Annotated in this window: 21 protein-coding genes and 2 pseudogenes; 16 read left to right on the forward strand and 7 right to left on the reverse strand. The window is 37.7% G+C overall.

The features are described from left to right. Positions 1-129: 129 nt before the first annotated feature. Positions 130-567, reverse strand: a complete 438-nt coding sequence (cynS, locus tag MAE_RS04540) for a cyanase (protein ID WP_012264521.1) — start codon at positions 565-567, stop codon at positions 130-132. 185 nt (positions 568-752) lie between these two features. Between cynS and psbA (MAE_RS04545) the strand changes: the two genes are divergently transcribed. The 6 genes and pseudogenes from psbA (MAE_RS04545) to MAE_RS04570 all read left to right on the forward strand — a co-directional run bounded on the left by psbA (MAE_RS04545) (position 753) and on the right by MAE_RS04570 (position 3,634). Then, positions 753-1,835, forward strand: coding sequence for a photosystem II q(b) protein (gene psbA / locus MAE_RS04545; protein WP_012264511.1), 1,083 nt, complete (start codon positions 753-755; stop codon positions 1,833-1,835). A 71-nt stretch (positions 1,836-1,906) separates the two neighbouring features. Continuing rightward, on the forward strand, positions 1,907-2,158 hold the full coding sequence (locus tag MAE_RS04550) for a hypothetical protein (protein ID WP_002796481.1): 252 nt from the start codon (positions 1,907-1,909) through the stop codon (positions 2,156-2,158). Positions 2,159-2,160: 2 nt separating this feature from the next. Further along, a complete protein-coding gene (locus MAE_RS04555) occupies positions 2,161-2,517 on the forward strand; it encodes a type II toxin-antitoxin system PemK/MazF family toxin (protein WP_012264523.1) in 357 nt (118 codons plus the stop codon). A gap of 178 nt (positions 2,518-2,695) precedes the next feature. Next, a pseudogene (locus MAE_RS34705) lies at positions 2,696-2,878 on the forward strand (hypothetical protein); the annotation flags it as partial. 100 nt (positions 2,879-2,978) lie between these two features. Further along, the gene (locus tag MAE_RS04565; RefSeq protein ID WP_041803805.1) at positions 2,979-3,269 is read left to right on the forward strand and encodes a DUF433 domain-containing protein; all 291 of its coding nucleotides are present in this window, start codon (positions 2,979-2,981) and stop codon (positions 3,267-3,269) included. Beyond that, positions 3,269-3,634: a DUF5615 family PIN-like protein gene (locus MAE_RS04570; protein WP_012264526.1), complete on the forward strand. Its 366-nt coding sequence runs from the start codon at positions 3,269-3,271 to the stop codon at positions 3,632-3,634. The genes MAE_RS04565 and MAE_RS04570 overlap by 1 nt, the downstream gene beginning before the upstream one ends. 36 nt (positions 3,635-3,670) lie before the next feature. Here the strand turns inward: MAE_RS04570 and MAE_RS04575 are convergent, their stop codons facing one another. Continuing rightward, a complete protein-coding gene (locus MAE_RS04575; protein WP_012264527.1) occupies positions 3,671-4,669 on the reverse strand; it encodes an IS630-like element ISMae24 family transposase in 999 nt (332 codons plus the stop codon). A gap of 262 nt (positions 4,670-4,931) precedes the next feature. Here MAE_RS04575 and MAE_RS35590 point away from each other — a divergent pair, with 262 nt between their 5' ends. Both MAE_RS35590 and MAE_RS28500 read left to right on the forward strand, forming a co-directional pair. Then, positions 4,932-5,066: a hypothetical protein gene (locus MAE_RS35590; protein WP_269453966.1), complete on the forward strand. Its 135-nt coding sequence runs from the start codon at positions 4,932-4,934 to the stop codon at positions 5,064-5,066. Between the two features lie 104 nt (positions 5,067-5,170). Then, positions 5,171-6,120 (forward strand): IS630-like element ISMae26 family transposase gene (locus tag MAE_RS28500; protein ID WP_148204726.1). Its coding sequence is split into 2 segments (ribosomal slippage): positions 5,171-5,513 and positions 5,513-6,120, totalling 951 coding nucleotides; the frame shifts between segments, so codons are not numbered across the junction. Positions 6,121-6,404: 284 nt separating this feature from the next. Here MAE_RS28500 and MAE_RS27635 read toward each other — a convergent pair. The 4 genes from MAE_RS27635 to MAE_RS04605 form a co-directional block, all read right to left on the reverse strand. After that, entirely contained in the window at positions 6,405-6,890 is a 486-nt protein-coding gene (locus tag MAE_RS27635) for a hypothetical protein (protein ID WP_050766273.1), read from the reverse strand. A 196-nt stretch (positions 6,891-7,086) separates the two neighbouring features. Continuing rightward, positions 7,087-7,743 (reverse strand): hypothetical protein, encoded by a 657-nt coding sequence (locus tag MAE_RS33145; RefSeq protein ID WP_041803807.1) that lies wholly within the window; start codon positions 7,741-7,743, stop codon positions 7,087-7,089. Between the two features lie 18 nt (positions 7,744-7,761). Next, a complete protein-coding gene (locus MAE_RS04600) occupies positions 7,762-8,661 on the reverse strand; it encodes an ATP-binding protein (protein ID WP_012264531.1) in 900 nt (299 codons plus the stop codon). 241 nt (positions 8,662-8,902) lie between these two features. After that, on the reverse strand, positions 8,903-9,265 hold the full coding sequence (locus MAE_RS04605; RefSeq protein WP_012264532.1) for a hypothetical protein: 363 nt from the start codon (positions 9,263-9,265) through the stop codon (positions 8,903-8,905). Between the two features lie 457 nt (positions 9,266-9,722). On the opposite strand from MAE_RS04605, the gene psbA (MAE_RS04610) reads away from it, so the two are divergent. The 4 genes from psbA (MAE_RS04610) to MAE_RS04625 all read left to right on the forward strand — a co-directional run bounded on the left by psbA (MAE_RS04610) (position 9,723) and on the right by MAE_RS04625 (position 12,059). After that, the gene (psbA, locus tag MAE_RS04610; protein ID WP_012264511.1) at positions 9,723-10,805 is read left to right on the forward strand and encodes a photosystem II q(b) protein; all 1,083 of its coding nucleotides are present in this window, start codon (positions 9,723-9,725) and stop codon (positions 10,803-10,805) included. A 117-nt stretch (positions 10,806-10,922) separates the two neighbouring features. Next, on the forward strand, positions 10,923-11,492 hold the full coding sequence (locus tag MAE_RS04615; protein ID WP_012264533.1) for a Uma2 family endonuclease: 570 nt from the start codon (positions 10,923-10,925) through the stop codon (positions 11,490-11,492). Positions 11,493-11,562: 70 nt separating this feature from the next. Then, entirely contained in the window at positions 11,563-11,769 is a 207-nt protein-coding gene (locus MAE_RS04620) for a hypothetical protein (protein WP_080506934.1), read from the forward strand. A 2-nt stretch (positions 11,770-11,771) separates the two neighbouring features. Then, entirely contained in the window at positions 11,772-12,059 is a 288-nt protein-coding gene (locus tag MAE_RS04625) for a type II toxin-antitoxin system RelE/ParE family toxin (protein WP_012264535.1), read from the forward strand. A gap of 72 nt (positions 12,060-12,131) precedes the next feature. Here MAE_RS04625 and MAE_RS04630 read toward each other — a convergent pair whose 3' ends face one another. Beyond that, entirely contained in the window at positions 12,132-13,502 is a 1,371-nt protein-coding gene (locus tag MAE_RS04630; protein ID WP_012264536.1) for an AAA family ATPase, read from the reverse strand. Between the two features lie 248 nt (positions 13,503-13,750). Between MAE_RS04630 and MAE_RS04635 the strand changes: the two genes are divergently transcribed. The 4 genes and pseudogenes from MAE_RS04635 to MAE_RS04650 all read left to right on the forward strand — a co-directional run bounded on the left by MAE_RS04635 (position 13,751) and on the right by MAE_RS04650 (position 18,287). Further along, the gene (locus tag MAE_RS04635) at positions 13,751-14,551 is read left to right on the forward strand and encodes a vWA domain-containing protein (RefSeq protein WP_012264537.1); all 801 of its coding nucleotides are present in this window, start codon (positions 13,751-13,753) and stop codon (positions 14,549-14,551) included. 17 nt (positions 14,552-14,568) lie between these two features. Continuing rightward, the gene (locus MAE_RS04640) at positions 14,569-16,194 is read left to right on the forward strand and encodes a PP2C family serine/threonine-protein phosphatase (protein ID WP_012264538.1); all 1,626 of its coding nucleotides are present in this window, start codon (positions 14,569-14,571) and stop codon (positions 16,192-16,194) included. Positions 16,195-16,717: 523 nt separating this feature from the next. Continuing rightward, positions 16,718-16,933 carry an AarF/UbiB family protein gene (locus MAE_RS34710; RefSeq protein WP_070108814.1) on the forward strand — a complete coding sequence of 72 codons (216 nt, stop codon included), beginning with the start codon at positions 16,718-16,720 and terminating at the stop codon, positions 16,931-16,933. Between the two features lie 139 nt (positions 16,934-17,072). Next, a pseudogene (locus MAE_RS04650) lies at positions 17,073-18,287 on the forward strand (ISL3 family transposase). The last annotated feature ends 121 nt before the right edge of the window (positions 18,288-18,408 follow it).

An 18,408-nucleotide genomic window follows, 5' to 3' on the forward strand; every position in this document is an offset into this window, starting at 1 on the left:
TTAAAAATACTGTCCCAAAATCTGCCAAAAAAAGCAAGCAAAATTTTGCCGTCAATTGTTAAGTTTTGTTAAGAAAAATAGCAAGAGCGGCAAGGAATAGAAATCCCTTACCGTTGACTTTGGCCGGACTCACCACTTCTTATAGGGTAAAAACTTACCCGACATAGTAATTTTAACGCGATCGCCTTTAGGGTCTTCCTCCTTATCCACGTCGAGGGTAAAATCGATCGCACTCATAATACCATCGCCGAATTTTTCATGAATCACCGATTTTAGTGGCATTCCATACACCTGCATGATCTCGTAGAAACGATAAATCAGGGGGTCGGTGGGGACAACAGGACCCAATCCCTTGACAGGATACTCGGTTAAGGATGCGACGATTTCGGTTCCCAGTCCCAAAGCTGCCACAATTTTCGTTGCTTCTTCTAGGGAGGCGCTCGCTTGCCGGTAAAAAACAGCGGCAATCCACACCTCATCTCGTCCTAGAATCGCTTCTAGGTCAGCGAAACTGAGGCCTTTTTCCTTCTTCGCTTCCAATAGTTTTGCGGTAATTTCGGGTATCATTGCTTATTTTTGCAGAATTTGTCTGCTTCTAGTTTACCTGAACATCAGTTATATAAGTAAAAGTTATGACATTGATAAAAAAACATTCCTTAAAACCCCTTTACATAACTATAAAAAGCCGATAGTATTAACTCATGTCAAACAACGAACCTTGACAACCTAATACATACAGAAATTATCCAACCATGACCACCACTCTACAACAGCGCGAGAGCGCTTCCCTGTGGGAGCAGTTCTGTCAGTGGATCACCAGCACCAACAACCGCTTATACATCGGTTGGTTCGGTGTCATCATGATCCCCACCCTGCTCACCGCCACCACCTGCTTCATCATCGCCTTTATCGCCGCTCCTCCCGTAGATATCGACGGTATCCGCGAGCCTGTAGCCGGTTCTCTACTCTACGGAAACAACATCATCTCCGGTGCGGTTGTTCCCTCTTCCAACGCGATTGGACTCCACTTCTACCCCATCTGGGAAGCTGCTTCCTTAGATGAGTGGTTATACAACGGTGGTCCCTACCAGTTAGTCATTTTCCACTTCTTACTAGGTGTCTTCTGCTACCTCGGTCGTCAGTGGGAACTGTCTTTCCGTTTAGGAATGCGTCCTTGGATCTGTGTTGCTTACTCCGCACCTGTATCCGCCGCTACTGCTGTATTCTTAATCTATCCCATCGGACAAGGTTCCTTCTCTGATGGTATGCCTTTAGGAATCTCTGGAACCTTTAACTTTATGTTCGTGTTCCAAGCAGAACATAACATCCTGATGCACCCCTTCCATATGTTAGGTGTTGCCGGTGTGTTCGGCGGTTCCTTGTTCAGTGCGATGCACGGTTCCCTAGTAACTTCTTCCTTAGTGCGTGAAACCACGGAAATCGAATCTCAGAACTACGGTTACAAATTCGGTCAAGAGGAAGAAACCTACAATATCGTTGCCGCTCACGGTTACTTCGGACGCTTAATCTTCCAATACGCTTCTTTCAACAATAGCCGCTCTCTGCACTTCTTCTTAGGTGCTTGGCCGGTAATCGGTATCTGGTTTACGGCAATGGGTGTTAGCACCATGGCGTTTAACCTCAACGGGTTCAACTTCAACCAGTCGATTCTCGATTCTCAAGGTCGTGTAATCGGTACTTGGGCCGATGTGCTGAACCGCGCTGGTATCGGTATGGAAGTAATGCACGAGCGCAATGCTCACAACTTCCCCTTAGACTTGGCTAGTGGTGAACAGGCTCCTGTAGCTCTGATTGCTCCTGCTATCAATGGTTAATTCCTAGTCTGAACGAAAAGGCACTCCCGCGAGGGGGTGCTTTTTTGTTGTTAGAATTATGATATAGCTCAATGTTAAATGGAATCAATTTTATGTTATCTTCTCTGATAATTGAACTGGAACAAAAGTTACGAGACTGTTCTCTTGAAGATAAACAATGGTTATTGGAGCAGTTACATCAACAATTAGGATTGAATAATCAAAAAACAACTAAACAACGATTAATAGATAGTTGGAATGAAGCTTATAGTGATGGATTGGACGAATCAGAAACTTTAATGTTAGAGCGAATACGGCATCATCAAAGCCAATTATCTGAGTAAATATGACGATTTTTCAAGGAGAGATTTATTGGATTGATTTAGGAGAACCACAAGGTTCTGAACCTGCTTATCTTCGTCCTTGTGTTGTGGTGCAAAATGATGCTCTGAATCAGTCACAAATTGGGACGGTTATTGTGTGTCCATTAACAACCAATTTGAGACGAGCAAAAGCTATTGGTAATGTTTTATTGAATGAGGGTGAAGGGAATTTACCAGAATCCAGTGTTGTTAATGTTTCGCAGGTTTTCACGGTTGATAAGCGTCTTTTAACAGAGTCTATCGGAAGACTTTCTCGGGAAAAAATCAAATTAATTATTCAGGGAATTAATTTGGTTATTGAACCTCAAGAACTCGAATAATAGGGGGTTATAAAAGGATTTAAAGAATCCATTAACACAAAAAAAGCACGAAAATAGATTACAGCATCGCCGCTCACGGTTACTTCGGACGTTTAATACTAAATCCGTTGAGTATATGCTGCTTATAAGGACAGGCAAAAGGCCACCCCCCCTGCCCCCCGACATCGGGGGGCAGGGGGGAATAAATAATCAGTTTTTAATAACCGGATTTAGTATTATCGGTACTTGGGCCGATGTCTTAAACCGCGCTGGTATCGGTATGGAAGTAATGCACGAGCGTAATGCACATAACTTCCCCTTAGACTTGGCTAGTGGCGAACAGGCTCCTGTAGCTCTGATTGCTCCTGCTATCAATGGTTAATTCCTAGTCTGAATGAAAAGGCACTCCCGCGAGGGGGTGCTTTTTTGTTGTTAGAATTGGGGAACGGGGTACAATAAAAGGGACTTCTCTAGGCGGAAATATGGCTACAGGCATCGATATTGGCGAATTTATTGTTGCTAGTCCGGATATCTGTAATGCTCGTCCCCGGATTGCGGGAACTAGAATCACGATTCAAAGTTTAGTCATGGATCATAAAACGGGAATGAGTGCCGAAGCGATCGCTAGGGAGTATCCTCAGTTAAATCTGGCTCAAATTTATAGCGCTCTAGCGTATTATCACGCGAATAAAGAACGGATAGAAGCCGATATCGATGCTTACCGAGCGGATTGTGAAGACTGGGAATCCCGATATCGAGCCGGTGAATTGTAATGAGTCAAATCCGTCTCTACCTTGATGAAGATGCGGGTCAACGCTCGGTCGTGCAAGCTTTGCGGAATCTGAAGATTGATGTAATTACCACTTGGGAAGCGGACAACATTCAGCTACCCGATCCCGATCAACTGGTTTGGGCAACCCAGCAAGGTCGGGTAATTTATACTTTTAATGTAGGCGATTTTTGTCGATTGCATAAATCATATATGATGCGCTCGATGAGCCATACGGGAATTATCGTGGCCGCGAAACAAAGATATTCCGTGGGAGAACAGGTAAAAGCTATTGCCAATTTAATCGCTACCCGCTCTGCCGAAGATATCAAGAATCAACTCATCTTTTTAGGGGATTATCTAGAATAGACCTTCGGCAAAAGTCGGAGAAACTAGGATAAGTACCTAGGCAAAATTAATTACATACTCGCCTCCAAAATTGTCCAGCACTTTTTTAACGTAAGCGAGGAGGCTCTTTCGGTCTTTATAGGCGCTAAATTCAATCCATTCATATTTTAAAAATCTCCATAATATTTCAATTAAATTTAAATGAGGTGAATAAGTGGGCAACCAAAATATTTTCAAGTTTTTCTTTTCCCATTCCTCAAGTTTCTCCATAAATGCCTCGCTGGTATGAATGGAAGCTTGGTCAATTATTATGACAGTTTTTTTCTGTATATTTTGGCAATATTTATCCAGAAAATTAATAACTATCTCGCTAGTAACCGTTCCGACCTGTGTCTCATAAAATAATTGATTATCTCGTTTCATTATTCCTAAAATATTTAGTCTTTTACCTTCAATTGGTGGTAACTTTATCGTGGTTTTTTCTTCTTGCCAAGCCTCAGGAAGACAAGGCTTTGAATCCCCTCCCATTTCATCCAAATATCCTATCTCAATCTCTCCTCTTTTTTCCTGTTTTTTTAGTTCTTCTAAAATAGGTATTTTGACCTCAAGCTCCCACTCATCAGGGGTTTTGGCGACCCCTCTTCTCACCCTTTTCCACCTCATGTTGATTTTTTTTATGAGTCTTTTTATCTTGTCTTTGCTTACGGTTAATTTCCCTTCTTCTACAATTTTTATCTGGATTTTTTTTAAGCTTTTCGGTTCTTCTTTTACCCAGTCAATAACTTGTTGACCTTGTGCTTCTGTCAATTTAGGTTTTCTCCCTCTTCCTCGACGATTATAAAAACCAATTAGTTTTCTATCTTCCCAGGCCGTCAACCAATTATAGATGGTCTTTCTCGTAACTCCAAATATTCCGCTCAATTCTTCTATCGTGGTTCCCTGAAAACTTAAGAGTATACATTTCGCTCGCTCTCTTACTTGATGATGTTTACTAGCTCGATAAATTCTCTCTAGCATTTTCTGGCTCTCGGGGTTTAGGTCTCTAATCAATCTCATTGTATTTTCCTGCTGCTTCGTTTTTTTATGTATTATACTTCTTAATTTTTTATTTGGGTAATTAATTTTGCATGACTACTTAAAGTACGAAAAATTCGAGAGCGCACCATGACTCACGAACGTAGATAAAATTTACTCCCCGCAGATTTCAAACGCTTAACTGGAGTCTATCCCGATAATTTCGCCCTAATGGTCAAAGTCGTATCGGCCGAGAGGGCATTTCACAAAAAGATGGGAAGACCTAGTAAATTAAGCAGAGATTTTGCACAAATGTAGGGCTGAAGCAAGAGAAAGAGAAATTTTAGCTAATTTTAAGGAATTGAAACAGGCGATCGCTGCTGGAACAGTCAGAAGGGGAACCGTAGAAGATTTGATTGCTGATTTTAATGAGGATTAACAATTTATTTTTAGTTTTTCGGAAGATGGAGAATATAGCAATTCTTGGAGCTATGAGGTACAATAGAAAGTAAATAGACAAATAATAGAACTTACCAGCTTCCTATGAGACCCTATTCCGTAGATTTTCGCCAAAAAATTATCGATGTCTGGAAGAAAGAAAAAATTTCCATTCGAGGACTAGCCCAGAGATTTGACGTGGCTAAAAGCTTTATTCAGAAGTTATTGAAGCAACATAAAGAAACAGGAGATATCCGTCCTCGTCCGCAAGGGGGAAGTCCGCCAACCAAGTTAAATAGTGAACAACTGATAATTTTAATAGAAATCATCGAAGCTAACAATGATGCAACTCTCGAAGAATTATCGGACTTACTGTATGAAAAGACACAGGTGAAAGTCAGTAGAGCCACCCTGGGGCGGCTTACGCAAAAACTCAATTACAGTTTCAAAAAAAAACACTACACGCGGCGGAAAAAGAAAGTGACAGGGTACAGCAAAAAAGAGTGGAATACTGGTCAGAAGTTCGGGAAATTGAGGCATCAAAACTAATTTTCATCGAGGAATCGGGGGTAAATTTAGCCCTTTTGAGACTCTATGCTAGAGCCTTAATTGGCCGAAGAGCTCGGGGAAGAAAACCACAAAAAAGAGGGAGAAATATTTCAATAATTAGTGCTATAAGCTTAGAAAAAGTTGTCGCATCAGTCAACATATACGGTGCAGTGGATGCGGTAACATTTGAAGGATTTATTCTAAAGGAAGTGCTGCCAAAAATTAAAGAAGGAGACTGTCTGATCATGGATAACGCCAAGATTCATCTCGGAGAAATGGTCAGAGAAATAATCGAACAAGAAAAAGCTAGACTCATCTATTTACCTCCTTATTCTCCCGAATTCTCTCCTATTGAAAACTTTTGGTCAAAAGTGAAAGCGACGTTAAGAAAACTGAAGGCGAGAACTTACAAAGACTTAATAGAAGGGATTGAATTGGCTATGTTAGAAGTTACTCAAAAAGATATTCGCAATTGGTTTACTCACTGTTGCTACTGTACCTCATAAGTCAGAGAATTGCTATATTTAGAAGTTATCATCTTGTTAATTGATATTGGTAGTCACGATCAGGTGTATAGAAAATAGGCTAGACTAGACAGCGATCGCTGATATTGATCATAAGGTCATTTTTGAACATAGCTAAAATTGGATGGATTTGGGAAAACTGATTCTAATTTTCTGGATTTTATTACACAATAAAAAAGTTATCGTCGTTTTAAAAAGAGCGATAACTTGCACTACTTTCTTTGTTGTAGCTATATTATGTGAGCTTATAGGGTTTTAACAAAAGGCTACCAACCCTGAGTCACTTGATTAGAATTGAGAAATAATTGACCTCTGTCAACAGTAGTAAAATTGCGATCTTCAATAACCCCAATAAGGTTTCCATCAAGACTAATCAGGGTATCAGCAGCACTACCTCCACTTATATTGACAGTCTGTAACTGAATACGAGAAGAGCGATAATTAATTCCATCAGCAAGTACAACCCAATCATAACGAATATCAAATTGTCTGAGAGTAGCATAGCCTGAACTCATATAAAAGCTAGTATTACCTGTGCCTAGTACATAGTAATCTGTACCACCGCCACCAAGTAAAACATCTCGATCAATATGTGCCGTTGTTCCTGCACCTCCGGAAGCACCTTGTAACCAGTCATTACCATTACCTCCAGTGAGGGTGTCATTACCATTTAAGCCAAAAAGCCGATCATTAGAGTTACTTCCGATTCGATTAATGAGATTGTTTCCTGATGTACCATAAACGTCTGCCATAGTCTAAACTCCTTAATCATCAAAATTTTTTGAATTTTTATACCTAAAATTATCTAAGTCACTTTTAGGATTGACAAGCGGAAAAGTCGGCAATTCTGCCGACTGACAGCCGGGTAAAAAGTCAGATGAGTCAGATTTTTGGTAAAATGTATCTTAAAATACAGAAAAATTAACGATTCAATAATACTGCTTGCGTTTAAACTTCAGCACTAGCTAACTCATTAATAAATTGTTTAATAATCGGCAAGGTGTTAAAAGCACAAGAATGTTCATCTTCTAGTTTCTCTAATAAATTTCTTCTCAGCAAAGACTGAATAGCTTTAAACAAACTAGAGGGATGTTCCGATAAATTTTGCAATAAGTTTTCTAAGGTGATCTCCTGTTCCTCTTGACTGATAACCCTCATTACTTTTTGTTCTAATTTTGATAAAGATTGCCACTGCTTTAATAAAATATCTCCTAACTCATCCGGAATAATTTTATAATTCAAAAAAGAAGATGCTTGGTTATTAAATAGAGTCTTAATTGATTGAGTCGCTATTTTAAAATAAAGAGGATTTCCTCCATATTGATCAATCAATAATGACCATTTTTCATCCTCTTTTAAATTGGCCATTCTGAAAATTTCCTTAGCTGACTCTTGTAACCCCTCCAACTTAAGGAAATAGCTTGATTCGTCTTGAGTCAACGATTTCCTAATTATATCAGAGACAAAGATAACACAACTTTGATGTTCCAAATTAGGGTTCTTCGTTACTTGGTATGGTTCGATAGGGGGGCATAAATCGACTAAATCCTTATCTGGCAAGAGACTTAATTGATTAGTTCGCTCTAGATAAAAAACAATTGACAAAAATCGCTAAATGCCTTTCTATATAAGGGTTCCATCCCTTATAACCCCCGTCCATTGCATAACAATTACCGAAGAGCCCAAATTAGTAGAATAATAAAGAAATTGTTCGCAATCTTCATAACCAGAGCGGTAAATTCCCGAAATTTGACCTTCTTGAAAAAGGGTTTCACCTTGATCTAAAATGAGGAGACATTTATGTTTTTGTAGATAGCTCAGTAATTTATAGTTTAAATTTTCTGGCTCATCTTCAAAGACTTTGTTATCATTAAAAAGCTGAAATAGAGCTAATTTAAGCTCTCTCCAAGAATTATAAAATGATAAATTGCGCCAAATGACACAATCAAAGTTATCTTTAATTTTCTCGACTAATTGAACGGTTAAGGTCGTTTTCCCAATTCCTTTGACTCCAGTAATTTCTATCAAATTATATTGCTGATTTAAAATAGCTTCTGCTAAAAGATTCACATCATTTTCTCGTCCAAAACAAAATTTTAAAGCTGGCATTTGTGACAAATCACAAGGATTTGAAGATGAAGCAGAGGGATTCTGATCTTGATAAATTGCTATATTTACATCATTATAGTTATTAACTAAAATAGAATTTTGTAAAGAATTACTATGATGAGAGTGATCCAAATATAATTGATGTGAACCTTCGTGAAACTCCCAACTTTTTAATCGAGATTTAGCATTAGATTTCGTAATATTTTCGTTCAAGTTATCTGACATAAGTTTCCACAACTTAGAACCTTCATCTTTAATGTAACCATCGCTGTAACCAATCTCTTCAGCAATGGTAAAATAGCTTTTATCCATCATTGTCCCCAAAATAATCTGTTTTTGAATTAAATTTAAGTATTTACCCGTAGCCGTATAAACGATTTTTTCAACAAAGGCAAGAATCGGCAGGAAATCCATGCTCAGTTACTGTTCATTATATTTTTGGTTCTACTATACAATAAGATTACATTTTTGTGGAGTATCAGCAGAGGGATATGTTGTGGTTGGTGGAGGCAATAGGGCTAATGGTACTGAGGCATTTCGTTAGACACAAGCAACCGGGATAGTGAGACTAGGGGATTTATCGGGGGGTAGTTAGGGAATATTCATCGCACTCACTGCCTGTGGTGGTAAACTAAGATGGTCATTAATTCCAGTGTCAGCGACAAAATCTCAGGAAATTTTGGGTCGCGAAATTGAACGAAAAACCACTGGAATGATGACTTTCCCCTCGATTACCTTTCCCTAAATTATTCAGCAACACGCTCCATCGTACCCCAAAACTTACCGCGACATCATAACCAATACGCAGGGTAAACAATCTAACGTTAGGGTTTTTCCGTTTTCGCTGTAAGGCTGTCTCTACACCGGTTGGCTCTATTCCATATTCACCGGTTTCTGCATCAATTACAATCATCTGGCCAATATTGCCACCAGACTCGACACTTTGACGAATACCGCTTTCGTAAAATTGTTTAGCTCGATATGCGACTTCTTCCACACTCCAAAAAATAGATTGCATAACAGTTGTACCCACTTTGAGTTTTTTTCTGGATTAGACCTCTTGCATAAATCCGAAAACAAACGATAGAAACAATAATGGGAGGGACTTTCAGTTAATTATTTATTAGTAGTTGATAATCTTCAAAAATGTTGCTGTACAAGGATCGACTTAAGACTTTTGCAAGAGGTCTATTGTAGAGTAGGTGGCGAACCGACTCCCGTAAAACCTTGCGGGTAAAAACTTTGTCTAAAAGTTACTAGCTTGTGGCCTTTTCTGTCGTCTTCCGGTGAGGGGAAAAGAAAACGGTAATCGGAAGGGGGTCATCGCTGGATGCGGCTTGGTCACTATACATAATTTAAACTTATGACAGCAAACAGAAATACTTTTGTCAAACCCCTTTACAAACCGTTACAAACTCTCTAAGATAGAGACATCATCAATCGTACCTCGATAACTTAATAGGAATCATAAACCAATGACCACCACTCTACAACAGCGCGAGAGCGCTTCCCTGTGGGAGCAGTTCTGTCAGTGGATCACCAGCACCAACAACCGTTTATACATCGGTTGGTTCGGTGTCATCATGATCCCCACCCTGCTCACCGCCACCACCTGCTTCATCATCGCCTTTATCGCCGCTCCTCCTGTAGATATCGACGGTATCCGCGAGCCTGTAGCCGGTTCTCTACTTTACGGAAACAACATCATCTCCGGTGCGGTTGTTCCCTCCTCCAACGCGATTGGACTCCACTTCTACCCCATCTGGGAAGCTGCTTCCTTAGATGAGTGGTTATACAACGGTGGTCCTTACCAGTTAGTCATTTTCCACTTCTTACTAGGTGTCTTCTGCTACCTCGGTCGTCAGTGGGAACTGTCTTTCCGTTTAGGAATGCGTCCTTGGATCTGTGTAGCTTACTCTGCACCCGTATCCGCCGCTACTGCTGTATTCTTAATCTATCCCATCGGACAAGGTTCCTTCTCTGATGGTATGCCTTTAGGAATCTCTGGAACCTTTAACTTTATGTTCGTGTTCCAAGCAGAACATAACATCCTGATGCACCCCTTCCATATGTTAGGTGTTGCCGGTGTGTTCGGCGGTTCCTTGTTCAGTGCGATGCACGGTTCTCTAGTAACTTCTTCCTTAGTGCGTGAAACCACTGAAATCGAATCTCAGAACTACGGTTACAAATTCGGTCAAGAGGAAGAAACCTACAATATCGTTGCCGCTCACGGTTACTTCGGACGTTTAATCTTCCAATACGCTTCTTTCAACAATAGCCGCTCTCTGCACTTCTTCTTAGGTGCTTGGCCGGTAATCGGTATCTGGTTTACGGCAATGGGTGTTAGCACCATGGCGTTTAACCTCAATGGTTTTAACTTCAACCAGTCGATTCTCGATTCTCAAGGTCGTGTAATCGGTACTTGGGCCGATGTGTTAAACCGCGCTGGTATCGGTATGGAAGTAATGCACGAGCGCAATGCTCACAACTTCCCCTTAGACTTGGCTAGTGGTGAACAGGCTCCTGTAGCTCTGATTGCTCCTGCTATCAATGGTTAATTCCTAGTCTGAACGAAAAGGCACTCCCGCAAGGGGGTGCTTTTTTGTTGTTAGAATTGGGGAACGGGGTACAAATGAAAAACGCTGCAAAATGCTTATTCTCAAACAATCATCATTATGACCGCTCTCACTGGAAAATATACTCTTAGTCAATATTTTGAGCAGGAAATACAATCCCAAACTCGTCATGAATATCTGGATGGAAAAATTATTGCTATGACAGGAGGGACACCGACTCATAATCGCATTATTAGTAATTTATTAGTGGCTTTATATACTGGACTAAAGAATCAACCCTATGCCGTTTTTGTCACCGATCAGCGTTTATGGATACCTGAGCGTCAAATAGCTACCTATCCTGATATTATGGTGATGCCTGAACCTCTCACTTATCAAGAAGGACGCAAAGATACTTTAATTAATCCTGTTTTAATCGCTGAGGTTTTGTCTGCTTCAACGGCAAATTACGACAGAGAAGAAAAGTTTGCCGCTTATCGAACCATTGCAACTTTTCAGGAATATTTATTGATTTCTCAGGAAAAATGTTATATTGAGCATTTTCAAAAAGAAGGCGAACGCTGGTTGTTTACAGCTTATGAATCTGATAGGATAATTCATTTAAACTCTTTGGGAATTCAGATAGTAATCGCAGATGTTTACCATAAAATCATCTTTGAAAATAATTAAAGGTTGATAGATGATTTTTTTGTTCTAATAAAAATGGACAGGTTTTTATCGAGAGTTAAGAGGTAAAATGATGACTTTGCCAGAAATGATCAAATCTTTTGAGAATTTATCAGAGGATGAACAGGAGTCATTGTTAGAGATTTTGTGTCAATATAGAGCTAAAGCAAGAGAAAGAGAAATTTTAGCTAATTTTAAGGAATTGAAAGATGCGATCGCTACTGGAACGGCCAGAAGGGGAACCGTAGAAGATTTGATTGCTGATTTGAATGAGGATTAACAATGGAGCTAATATGGAGTGATGGGTTTAAGCGTTCGTTTAAGAAGCTAATCAAGAAAAATCCCCAGTTAAAACCTAAAATTTTCGATGTACTTAGAAAACTGGCAGAAGACCCATTTACACTGTCTTTAAAAACCCATAAGTTAAGTGGTAATTTAGAAGGGTTATGGTCTTGTACTGTAGCTTACGATTGTCGAATTATTTTTAGTTTTTCGGAAGATGGAGAATATTTAGAAGTTATCATCTTGTTAATTGATATTGGTAGTCACGATCAGGTGTATAGAAAATAGGATAGACTGGAAAGCGATCCTGCGGGTTTCTGCGTTGCGGTACACATATATTTATAATAAGATAAATTTTTCCTAATCGTTAGGATTTCTTTGAAGATAGGATTTAAACACAGGATTAATAGGAAAATAGGACGAGGTTTCTGATGGTAATTTATCCAGTAAACAGCGTCTAATTAATGACTGAATAGTTGCCCAAAATTCAGAAGTAGATAAGTCAAGACTAGCAGTTTTTGGAAACTTTTCTACCGCTTCAGTTTGATTAGCTAACCAGTGCATCACCTTTTTTTCTGCTGCGGATAAACGCTGTAAATGACATTCGATCGAGTTTTCTATATCCCCTAAATAAATTTCATTGTTCATTTGTTCTAAAAATAAGGATACTTCTCCATCAAATAGTTCAATAATGGTTGAGGAGATGATATTTAACCAGTTAGGATGACCTTGATAAAGTTCGCTCAGTTCCGTCCATTTCTCCTCATTTTTTAAACCGTATTCTTTGAAGATTTCTTCAAATTCTGTTGTTAAACCTTGCAGGTATAAAGTTTTAATTTTATCGGATTTTAAGGTGACAAAATCTCTGGGAAGTTCCCAACTAATTAAAATCAAACAACTTTGATGAGATGTGGTAGCAATTTGCTGAAAAAATTTATGATAGTCCTGACAGTCGGGTAAATATTTACCTGCTAATTCCCCCTGTTTAAAAATATTCTGCACATCATCAAGAATAATTAAACAACGATAGGAGCTTAGATAATCTATTATATCAGGTAAGGGGGTTGATAGAGATTGGTTGAAAAACTGTTTTAGATCATCTTTGAGAGCGATTAATTGAGGAATATTTTCCAGACTGCGATAAATAATATAATCAAATTGTGAGGCAATTTCTGAAATTAATTTAAGGGTTAAAGCTGTTTTTCCAATTCCAGTTAACCCATAAATGGTAATTAATCGAGTTTTATTATCTAGCCATTCTTTTAAGGTTGATATTTCTAACTTACGTCCACAGTTATACATTAATTCTGGGGCTTTTGTTAAGTCAATCATGGGATATTGATCGTCATTGCGTAAAAATTTTCTTGTTTTTTTTCCATTATTAATTGTTTGTAAAGATTGATCGCAAATATGAATATTTCCTTGATTAACTTGTAAACAATGACCGAAATTAGAAGTTTGAGAAACCCGATATTTTCTTTCTAACTTGGATCGTAAATTATCTTTATTAACATCTTCGTCTAATACCTTACCCAACTTTTTCCATAAGTTAGCAGCCTCTTTTTTAATATGAGATTCACTACAACCATTAAAAGATTGAGCAATTTGCCAATATTTTTGACCTTGCCAAACCCCTGTCAAGATTGCTTCTTGTACTGGTGTCAGATGAGACTCCACTTTCTCAAACATTAAATCATCAACATATTGCAAAACTTGGTCAATATTATTCATTTCTGGTTAAAAAATTAGAGGGGTAATCAAATATATTATACCAAACGGAACTAAGACTGTACCATAACCTACCTATAAATTGTGTACCAAAGCCTACTTTGGTACTAAAATCAAACGCTACAATACTGAGATGTTAGGTAAATCAAGCTAATTAGTCCTATTTGCTTGCTAGATTGTCATCATAGCCCATTTTGCGGTGACATGATCATCTTTTCCCTTTCAAAAATCAATGAAGTAATCTTTAAGTTATGTATCAAGAACTACTGAGTAGCGCCAAGCCTGGATTTATCCTGATTATGATTGATCAGTCAGCTTCAATGTCAGATAAATACGCTAATTCAAATAAAGCAGAGTTTGCCGCATTAGCCGTTAATCGAGTCATCGGAGAAATTATTACAGCTTGTTCATCGGGTAATGAGATTAAAGACAGATGTTTTGTGGCGGTGGTTGGCTATGGAGCAAGTATTAGTATACTATTTCTAGACAAAGCCTCAGAGTTGGCTAAAAATCCCAATACAACAACCCTTAAGAGAAAAGTCTCTGATGGTGCAGGTGGGTTGGTTGAAGTGGATGAAGTAATGCGAGTGTTTGTGAAACCGACTGCAAGTAATGGAACACCAATGGCTGAAGCCTTTAAACAGGCTTATACTGGGGTAGAAAAATTTATTTCTAATCATCCCGATAGTTTTCCACCCGTTGTTATTAATATAACCGATGGAGAACCTAATGATTCTAGTGCTGCTACTACTGAAGCGAAAAAACTAGCACAACTTAAAACAAGTGACGGTAACGTGATTGTTTTGAATGCTCATATTTCTAACGCATCAGCAGGGAAAATAGAGTTACCTAGTGATAATGCTGGTTTTAGCAATAATAAATTTGCTAACTTTTTGTTTGATATTTCCAGTGTGCTTCCTGATCCTCTTGCTGAGAGTGCCAAAAATGCGGGTTTTAATGTTCAACCTAATGCCAGAGGTTTTATCTTTAATGCTGATGCTGAAGCACTGATTAAACTTCTTCAATTTGGTTCTCAAGGAGCATTACGCTAAAGTTATTGTCATTAATTATGGAATCTCATCATAAAGTTTCAGTCATCCGTCGGTTCAGTGATAGAACTCATAAAGAGATGGAAACCATTAGCGGTTGTCAAGATAATTTTAGCTATAATGAAGCTAAGAATTGTTTTGCGATCGCCGATGGTGCAACTCAATCATTTTACTCAAGTATATGGTCAAAACTTCTTGTTGATTATTTTTGTGAAAATCCCCAGATTGATAAAAACAATTGGCAAGAATGGCTTGAACTAATTCAGCAAAAATGGTTAGAAGAAGTTAGAGCAGAATTAGAAAAAGCAAAAAGCGGTAATAATTTTGCCTGGATTGAGATTTACAATGGTTTGGAACATTCTAAATCAGCAACATCTACCTTTATTGGGTTACAATTTATTGAAAATCAAGCAAAAATCTCAATTGTTGGCGATAGCTGTCTGTTTATTTTTCAGGGAAATCAATTAATTCAAACCTATTTATTGAAAAAATCAACGAATTTTAATGATAGACCTGGATATTTTGGAAGTCGCTCTAAAAATAATGATGATTATGAGCCAGAGTTTTTAGACATCGAATTAAAATACAAACAACATTCAGATAAGCTTTATTTTGTACTAGCAACTGACGCTCTAGCTGAATATATTTTTAAATATACAGAACAGCAAAGAGATATTTTAACAACTTTACTTACCATTAATTCAGAACAGGAGTTTGAGAATTTTGTAAAATCTGCTAGACATAATGGCACGATAAAAATGAAAAATGATGATGTCACTTTAATGATTTTAGAAGTCAGTGATGGTGAAATCGTCAGTTTGCCTACACAAACCAGAAAAGAAAATCAAAAAAATCCTCCTATCATTTTACCTTCAAGTAATGAAAATAAACAGCCTTTTAACGAAGATCAAAACAATTCTTCAAAAGTAGAAAAAGAACCTAAAGACAATACTCCTGCTGAAAATTTAGAAGTTACTTCTGGTTTTGCCAAAATAAGATCCAATCTACAAACATTATTAAAATTTCTGCCATCTTTACCCATGACGCACCGCAATTCGAGAGGAGTTTCTTCTTCAAGTCCTCAAGTGAGAGAAGACAAACCACCCGTAATTAAAGGAATAGATGGAATCCGTAATCTTCTCCTTGTTTTTATTCCTTTAAATATATTCTTAACTATACTCTCCACTGCGACCATATTATATTTTATTTCTCAGACAGCTAACAAAATAAATAGTATAAAAACTGAACAATCAAGCAATTCAAATTCATCTAGTCAAGTCACTGAATATAAACCTAAATATATGAAGCTTGAAAAAGGAAATAAAATCTACAAAGATCAAACTTTTCAAGAAATTATTATTCCTGCTTTATCTGACTCATCTCAGGTTTTAATTTTAGAAGAAGGAGACAAATGGATTAAATTTCAGATTGATCTTTATGCTAATCAAGCAATCTTGAATCAATGTTCTACTTGTGCAGGGGATGAAATAGAAATAAAACCCAAGACAAATCTGAGAACTTTGGCTAGTGAATCAGAAAGGGATGTTTTTGGACAATTAAGCGAACCATCAAAGTTTAAAAAACTTGAATTTTATTCCCTTCCCGATTGGTCTAAATTTACATTTGTGGGGTATGTAAAAAAATGAAATATCCGCTTATAACTGACTATGAAACAGTCGTAAAATACCCTGATAGATTTATATACGATGGTATTTTACAACAAGGAAAGCCTGTTAAGCAAGGGAGCATCTCACTTACGCGATAAGTAATTATACTTAGCCTAAAAGCCACTCTTAATCGTGTCTTGGAACGAAATAGAGGCTTTTAAAGACTGCGTACATGGAGAATTAAAACAAGAATTACCCTCGAAAAGCCTATTTTTCCACTAAGTATTTATGCTCATTGCAAAGGTGAGATGCTCCCGTTAAGCAAAAGCAAAATCAGAACTTTTTACTGTCTCATAATGGCGGAAAAGCCGTTGTTTATGAAATTCAAACTAATCCTAAAAAATATGCCCTTAAATGTTGGATAGAAGATTTAGGGGATCTAAAAATTCGTTATAAGGCGATTGATGCCTATCTTAAAACAGTTCAACTTCCTTATTTTGTTGATTTTGCTTACCAAGAACAAGGAATTTTAGTCAATGGACAAAGATTTCCCATTATTAGAATGGAATGGGTTGATGGTATTAGCTTTAAAGACTTTATATCTAATAATATTAATAACCCGACTTCTATCCGTAACTTTGCCGAAAAATTCTTAGAAATGGTTAAAATTTTCCATCAAAATAATATTTCTCATGGAGACTTACAACACGGTAATATTATAGTGCGTAAAAATGGTGGCTCTTCGGGAATTGTTATGCAAATAATTAACTTAAAATAAAATTCGATGAGAGCGCCTACGCTCAAAAGTAGCTGAAATCCATATAGGGAAGGACTTAAGGCATCAACAGGTTAATACCAAAAGATAGACAATCGAGTTAAGATTTGATATAATAGCCAAAAACCAGAGTATTTTACTTATGATACTTGACAAATTTTTGAACCTAGAAGGAACCTGTATTCAAGGCTATCGACACCTAGAAAATATCGGTATAGTTTGACCAGTCGAATCGAAAAATAAAAAAGCAACCTGTCCTCGTTGTGGCTTAGAAAGCGATAAACTCCACCAAAATCATCGACATTTAGTCAAAGATTTACCAATCTCAGGACAACCAGTGTACCTACAGGTTAATCGTCGTCAATTTAAGTGCGATAATTGTCGAAAACCCTTTAGCGAAGAGTTAGATTTTGTCGCCAAGAAACGAACCTATACGAAAAGACTAGCCGAGAATATACTCGAACAATTAAAAGAAGGAGATATTTTAAATGTTAGCCGAAGAAATAACGTAACGGAAGAAGAGATTCAAAGAATGGTAGAGGACATCGCCGAAGAAATTACAGAGCCAGATTTATCGAAATTAAAAAGACTAGGAATTGATGAAATCGCTCTAGTCAAAGGACAAAAAAATTACTGTGCGGTTTTAGTAAATTTAGATACGGGAAAACTAATAGCTATTCTAGAGAAGCGAACACAAGAAGAGTTGAGAGAAACGCTTACAGGCTGGGGAAAAGAGGTGTTAGAGCAAATTGAAGAAGTGAGCATAGACCTTTGGTTGCCCTATAAAAATTTGGTGAAAGAATTGATGCCATCGGCCGAGGTAGTCGCCGATAGATTCCATGTCATGAAACAAATTAATCAAGAGTTAGACGAACAGAGAAGAGCGGAAAAAAGAGCCGTAGAAGCGCAGAAAAATAAAAAACAGAAAGCAGAAAAAGAAGCAAAGCTAGAAGTTTTAAAGCGAAGTAAATATAGCCTGTTAAAAAATGAAGAAGATTTAACGGAACCCCAAAAAATTAAACTAGAAGCTATCAAAGAAAAATTCCCAAATTTGAAAAAGATGCAGGAATTAAAGGAAGAATTCAGAAAGATTTATGAAACCTCAGAGAATCCGACAGAGGGAATGCTATCCATCTCGGAATGGTTGGCAAAATCCTCCAGTGTTTTTACCAAGAGTTGTCAAACAATCCGAAACTGGTTTGGAGAAATCATTAGTTATTTTGAGCGAAGGACAACGAATGGGGTGGTCGAGGGAATCAACAATAAACTTAAACTAATAAAACGGAGAGGCTATGGCTTGAGAAACTTTCGGAATTTTTGGGTTAGAAGTATGTTGTCTTGGCATCTTGTCTGTTGATTTAGCATAAAGGGTAACGAAGAGCCAAAATGGTGATCTATGTTTAATTGACTATGATAGTTTATATGTTCCTCAATTAAGCAACGAAACCGACAATATTAAAGGACTCCCTGGTTATCAA

The organism is Microcystis aeruginosa NIES-843 (genome assembly GCF_000010625.1).
GTDB lineage: Bacteria > Cyanobacteriota > Cyanobacteriia > Cyanobacteriales > Microcystaceae > Microcystis > Microcystis aeruginosa.

What these genes read in the sequence shown, in the direction of transcription:
- cynS (WP_012264521.1), bottom strand. Translation starts at nt 567, where the DNA reads ATGATACCCGAAATTACCGCAAAACTATTGGAAGCGAAGAAGGAAAAA.
- psbA (WP_012264511.1), top strand. Translation starts at nt 753, where the DNA reads ATGACCACCACTCTACAACAGCGCGAGAGCGCTTCCCTGTGGGAGCAG.
- MAE_RS04550 (WP_002796481.1), top strand. Translation starts at nt 1,907, where the DNA reads ATGTTAAATGGAATCAATTTTATGTTATCTTCTCTGATAATTGAACTG.
- MAE_RS04555 (WP_012264523.1), top strand. Translation starts at nt 2,161, where the DNA reads ATGACGATTTTTCAAGGAGAGATTTATTGGATTGATTTAGGAGAACCA.
- MAE_RS04565 (WP_041803805.1), top strand. Translation starts at nt 2,979, where the DNA reads ATGGCTACAGGCATCGATATTGGCGAATTTATTGTTGCTAGTCCGGAT.
- MAE_RS04570 (WP_012264526.1), top strand. Translation starts at nt 3,269, where the DNA reads ATGAGTCAAATCCGTCTCTACCTTGATGAAGATGCGGGTCAACGCTCG.
- MAE_RS04575 (WP_012264527.1), bottom strand. Translation starts at nt 4,669, where the DNA reads ATGAGATTGATTAGAGACCTAAACCCCGAGAGCCAGAAAATGCTAGAG.
- MAE_RS27635 (WP_050766273.1), bottom strand. Translation starts at nt 6,890, where the DNA reads ATGGCAGACGTTTATGGTACATCAGGAAACAATCTCATTAATCGAATC.
- MAE_RS04600 (WP_012264531.1), bottom strand. Translation starts at nt 8,661, where the DNA reads ATGGATTTCCTGCCGATTCTTGCCTTTGTTGAAAAAATCGTTTATACG.
- MAE_RS04605 (WP_012264532.1), bottom strand. Translation starts at nt 9,265, where the DNA reads ATGCAATCTATTTTTTGGAGTGTGGAAGAAGTCGCATATCGAGCTAAA.
- psbA (WP_012264511.1), top strand. Translation starts at nt 9,723, where the DNA reads ATGACCACCACTCTACAACAGCGCGAGAGCGCTTCCCTGTGGGAGCAG.
- MAE_RS04615 (WP_012264533.1), top strand. Translation starts at nt 10,923, where the DNA reads ATGACCGCTCTCACTGGAAAATATACTCTTAGTCAATATTTTGAGCAG.
- MAE_RS04620 (WP_080506934.1), top strand. Translation starts at nt 11,563, where the DNA reads ATGACTTTGCCAGAAATGATCAAATCTTTTGAGAATTTATCAGAGGAT.
- MAE_RS04625 (WP_012264535.1), top strand. Translation starts at nt 11,772, where the DNA reads ATGGAGCTAATATGGAGTGATGGGTTTAAGCGTTCGTTTAAGAAGCTA.
- MAE_RS04630 (WP_012264536.1), bottom strand. Translation starts at nt 13,502, where the DNA reads ATGAATAATATTGACCAAGTTTTGCAATATGTTGATGATTTAATGTTT.
- MAE_RS04635 (WP_012264537.1), top strand. Translation starts at nt 13,751, where the DNA reads ATGTATCAAGAACTACTGAGTAGCGCCAAGCCTGGATTTATCCTGATT.
- MAE_RS04640 (WP_012264538.1), top strand. Translation starts at nt 14,569, where the DNA reads ATGGAATCTCATCATAAAGTTTCAGTCATCCGTCGGTTCAGTGATAGA.
- MAE_RS34710 (WP_070108814.1), top strand. Translation starts at nt 16,718, where the DNA reads ATGGAATGGGTTGATGGTATTAGCTTTAAAGACTTTATATCTAATAAT.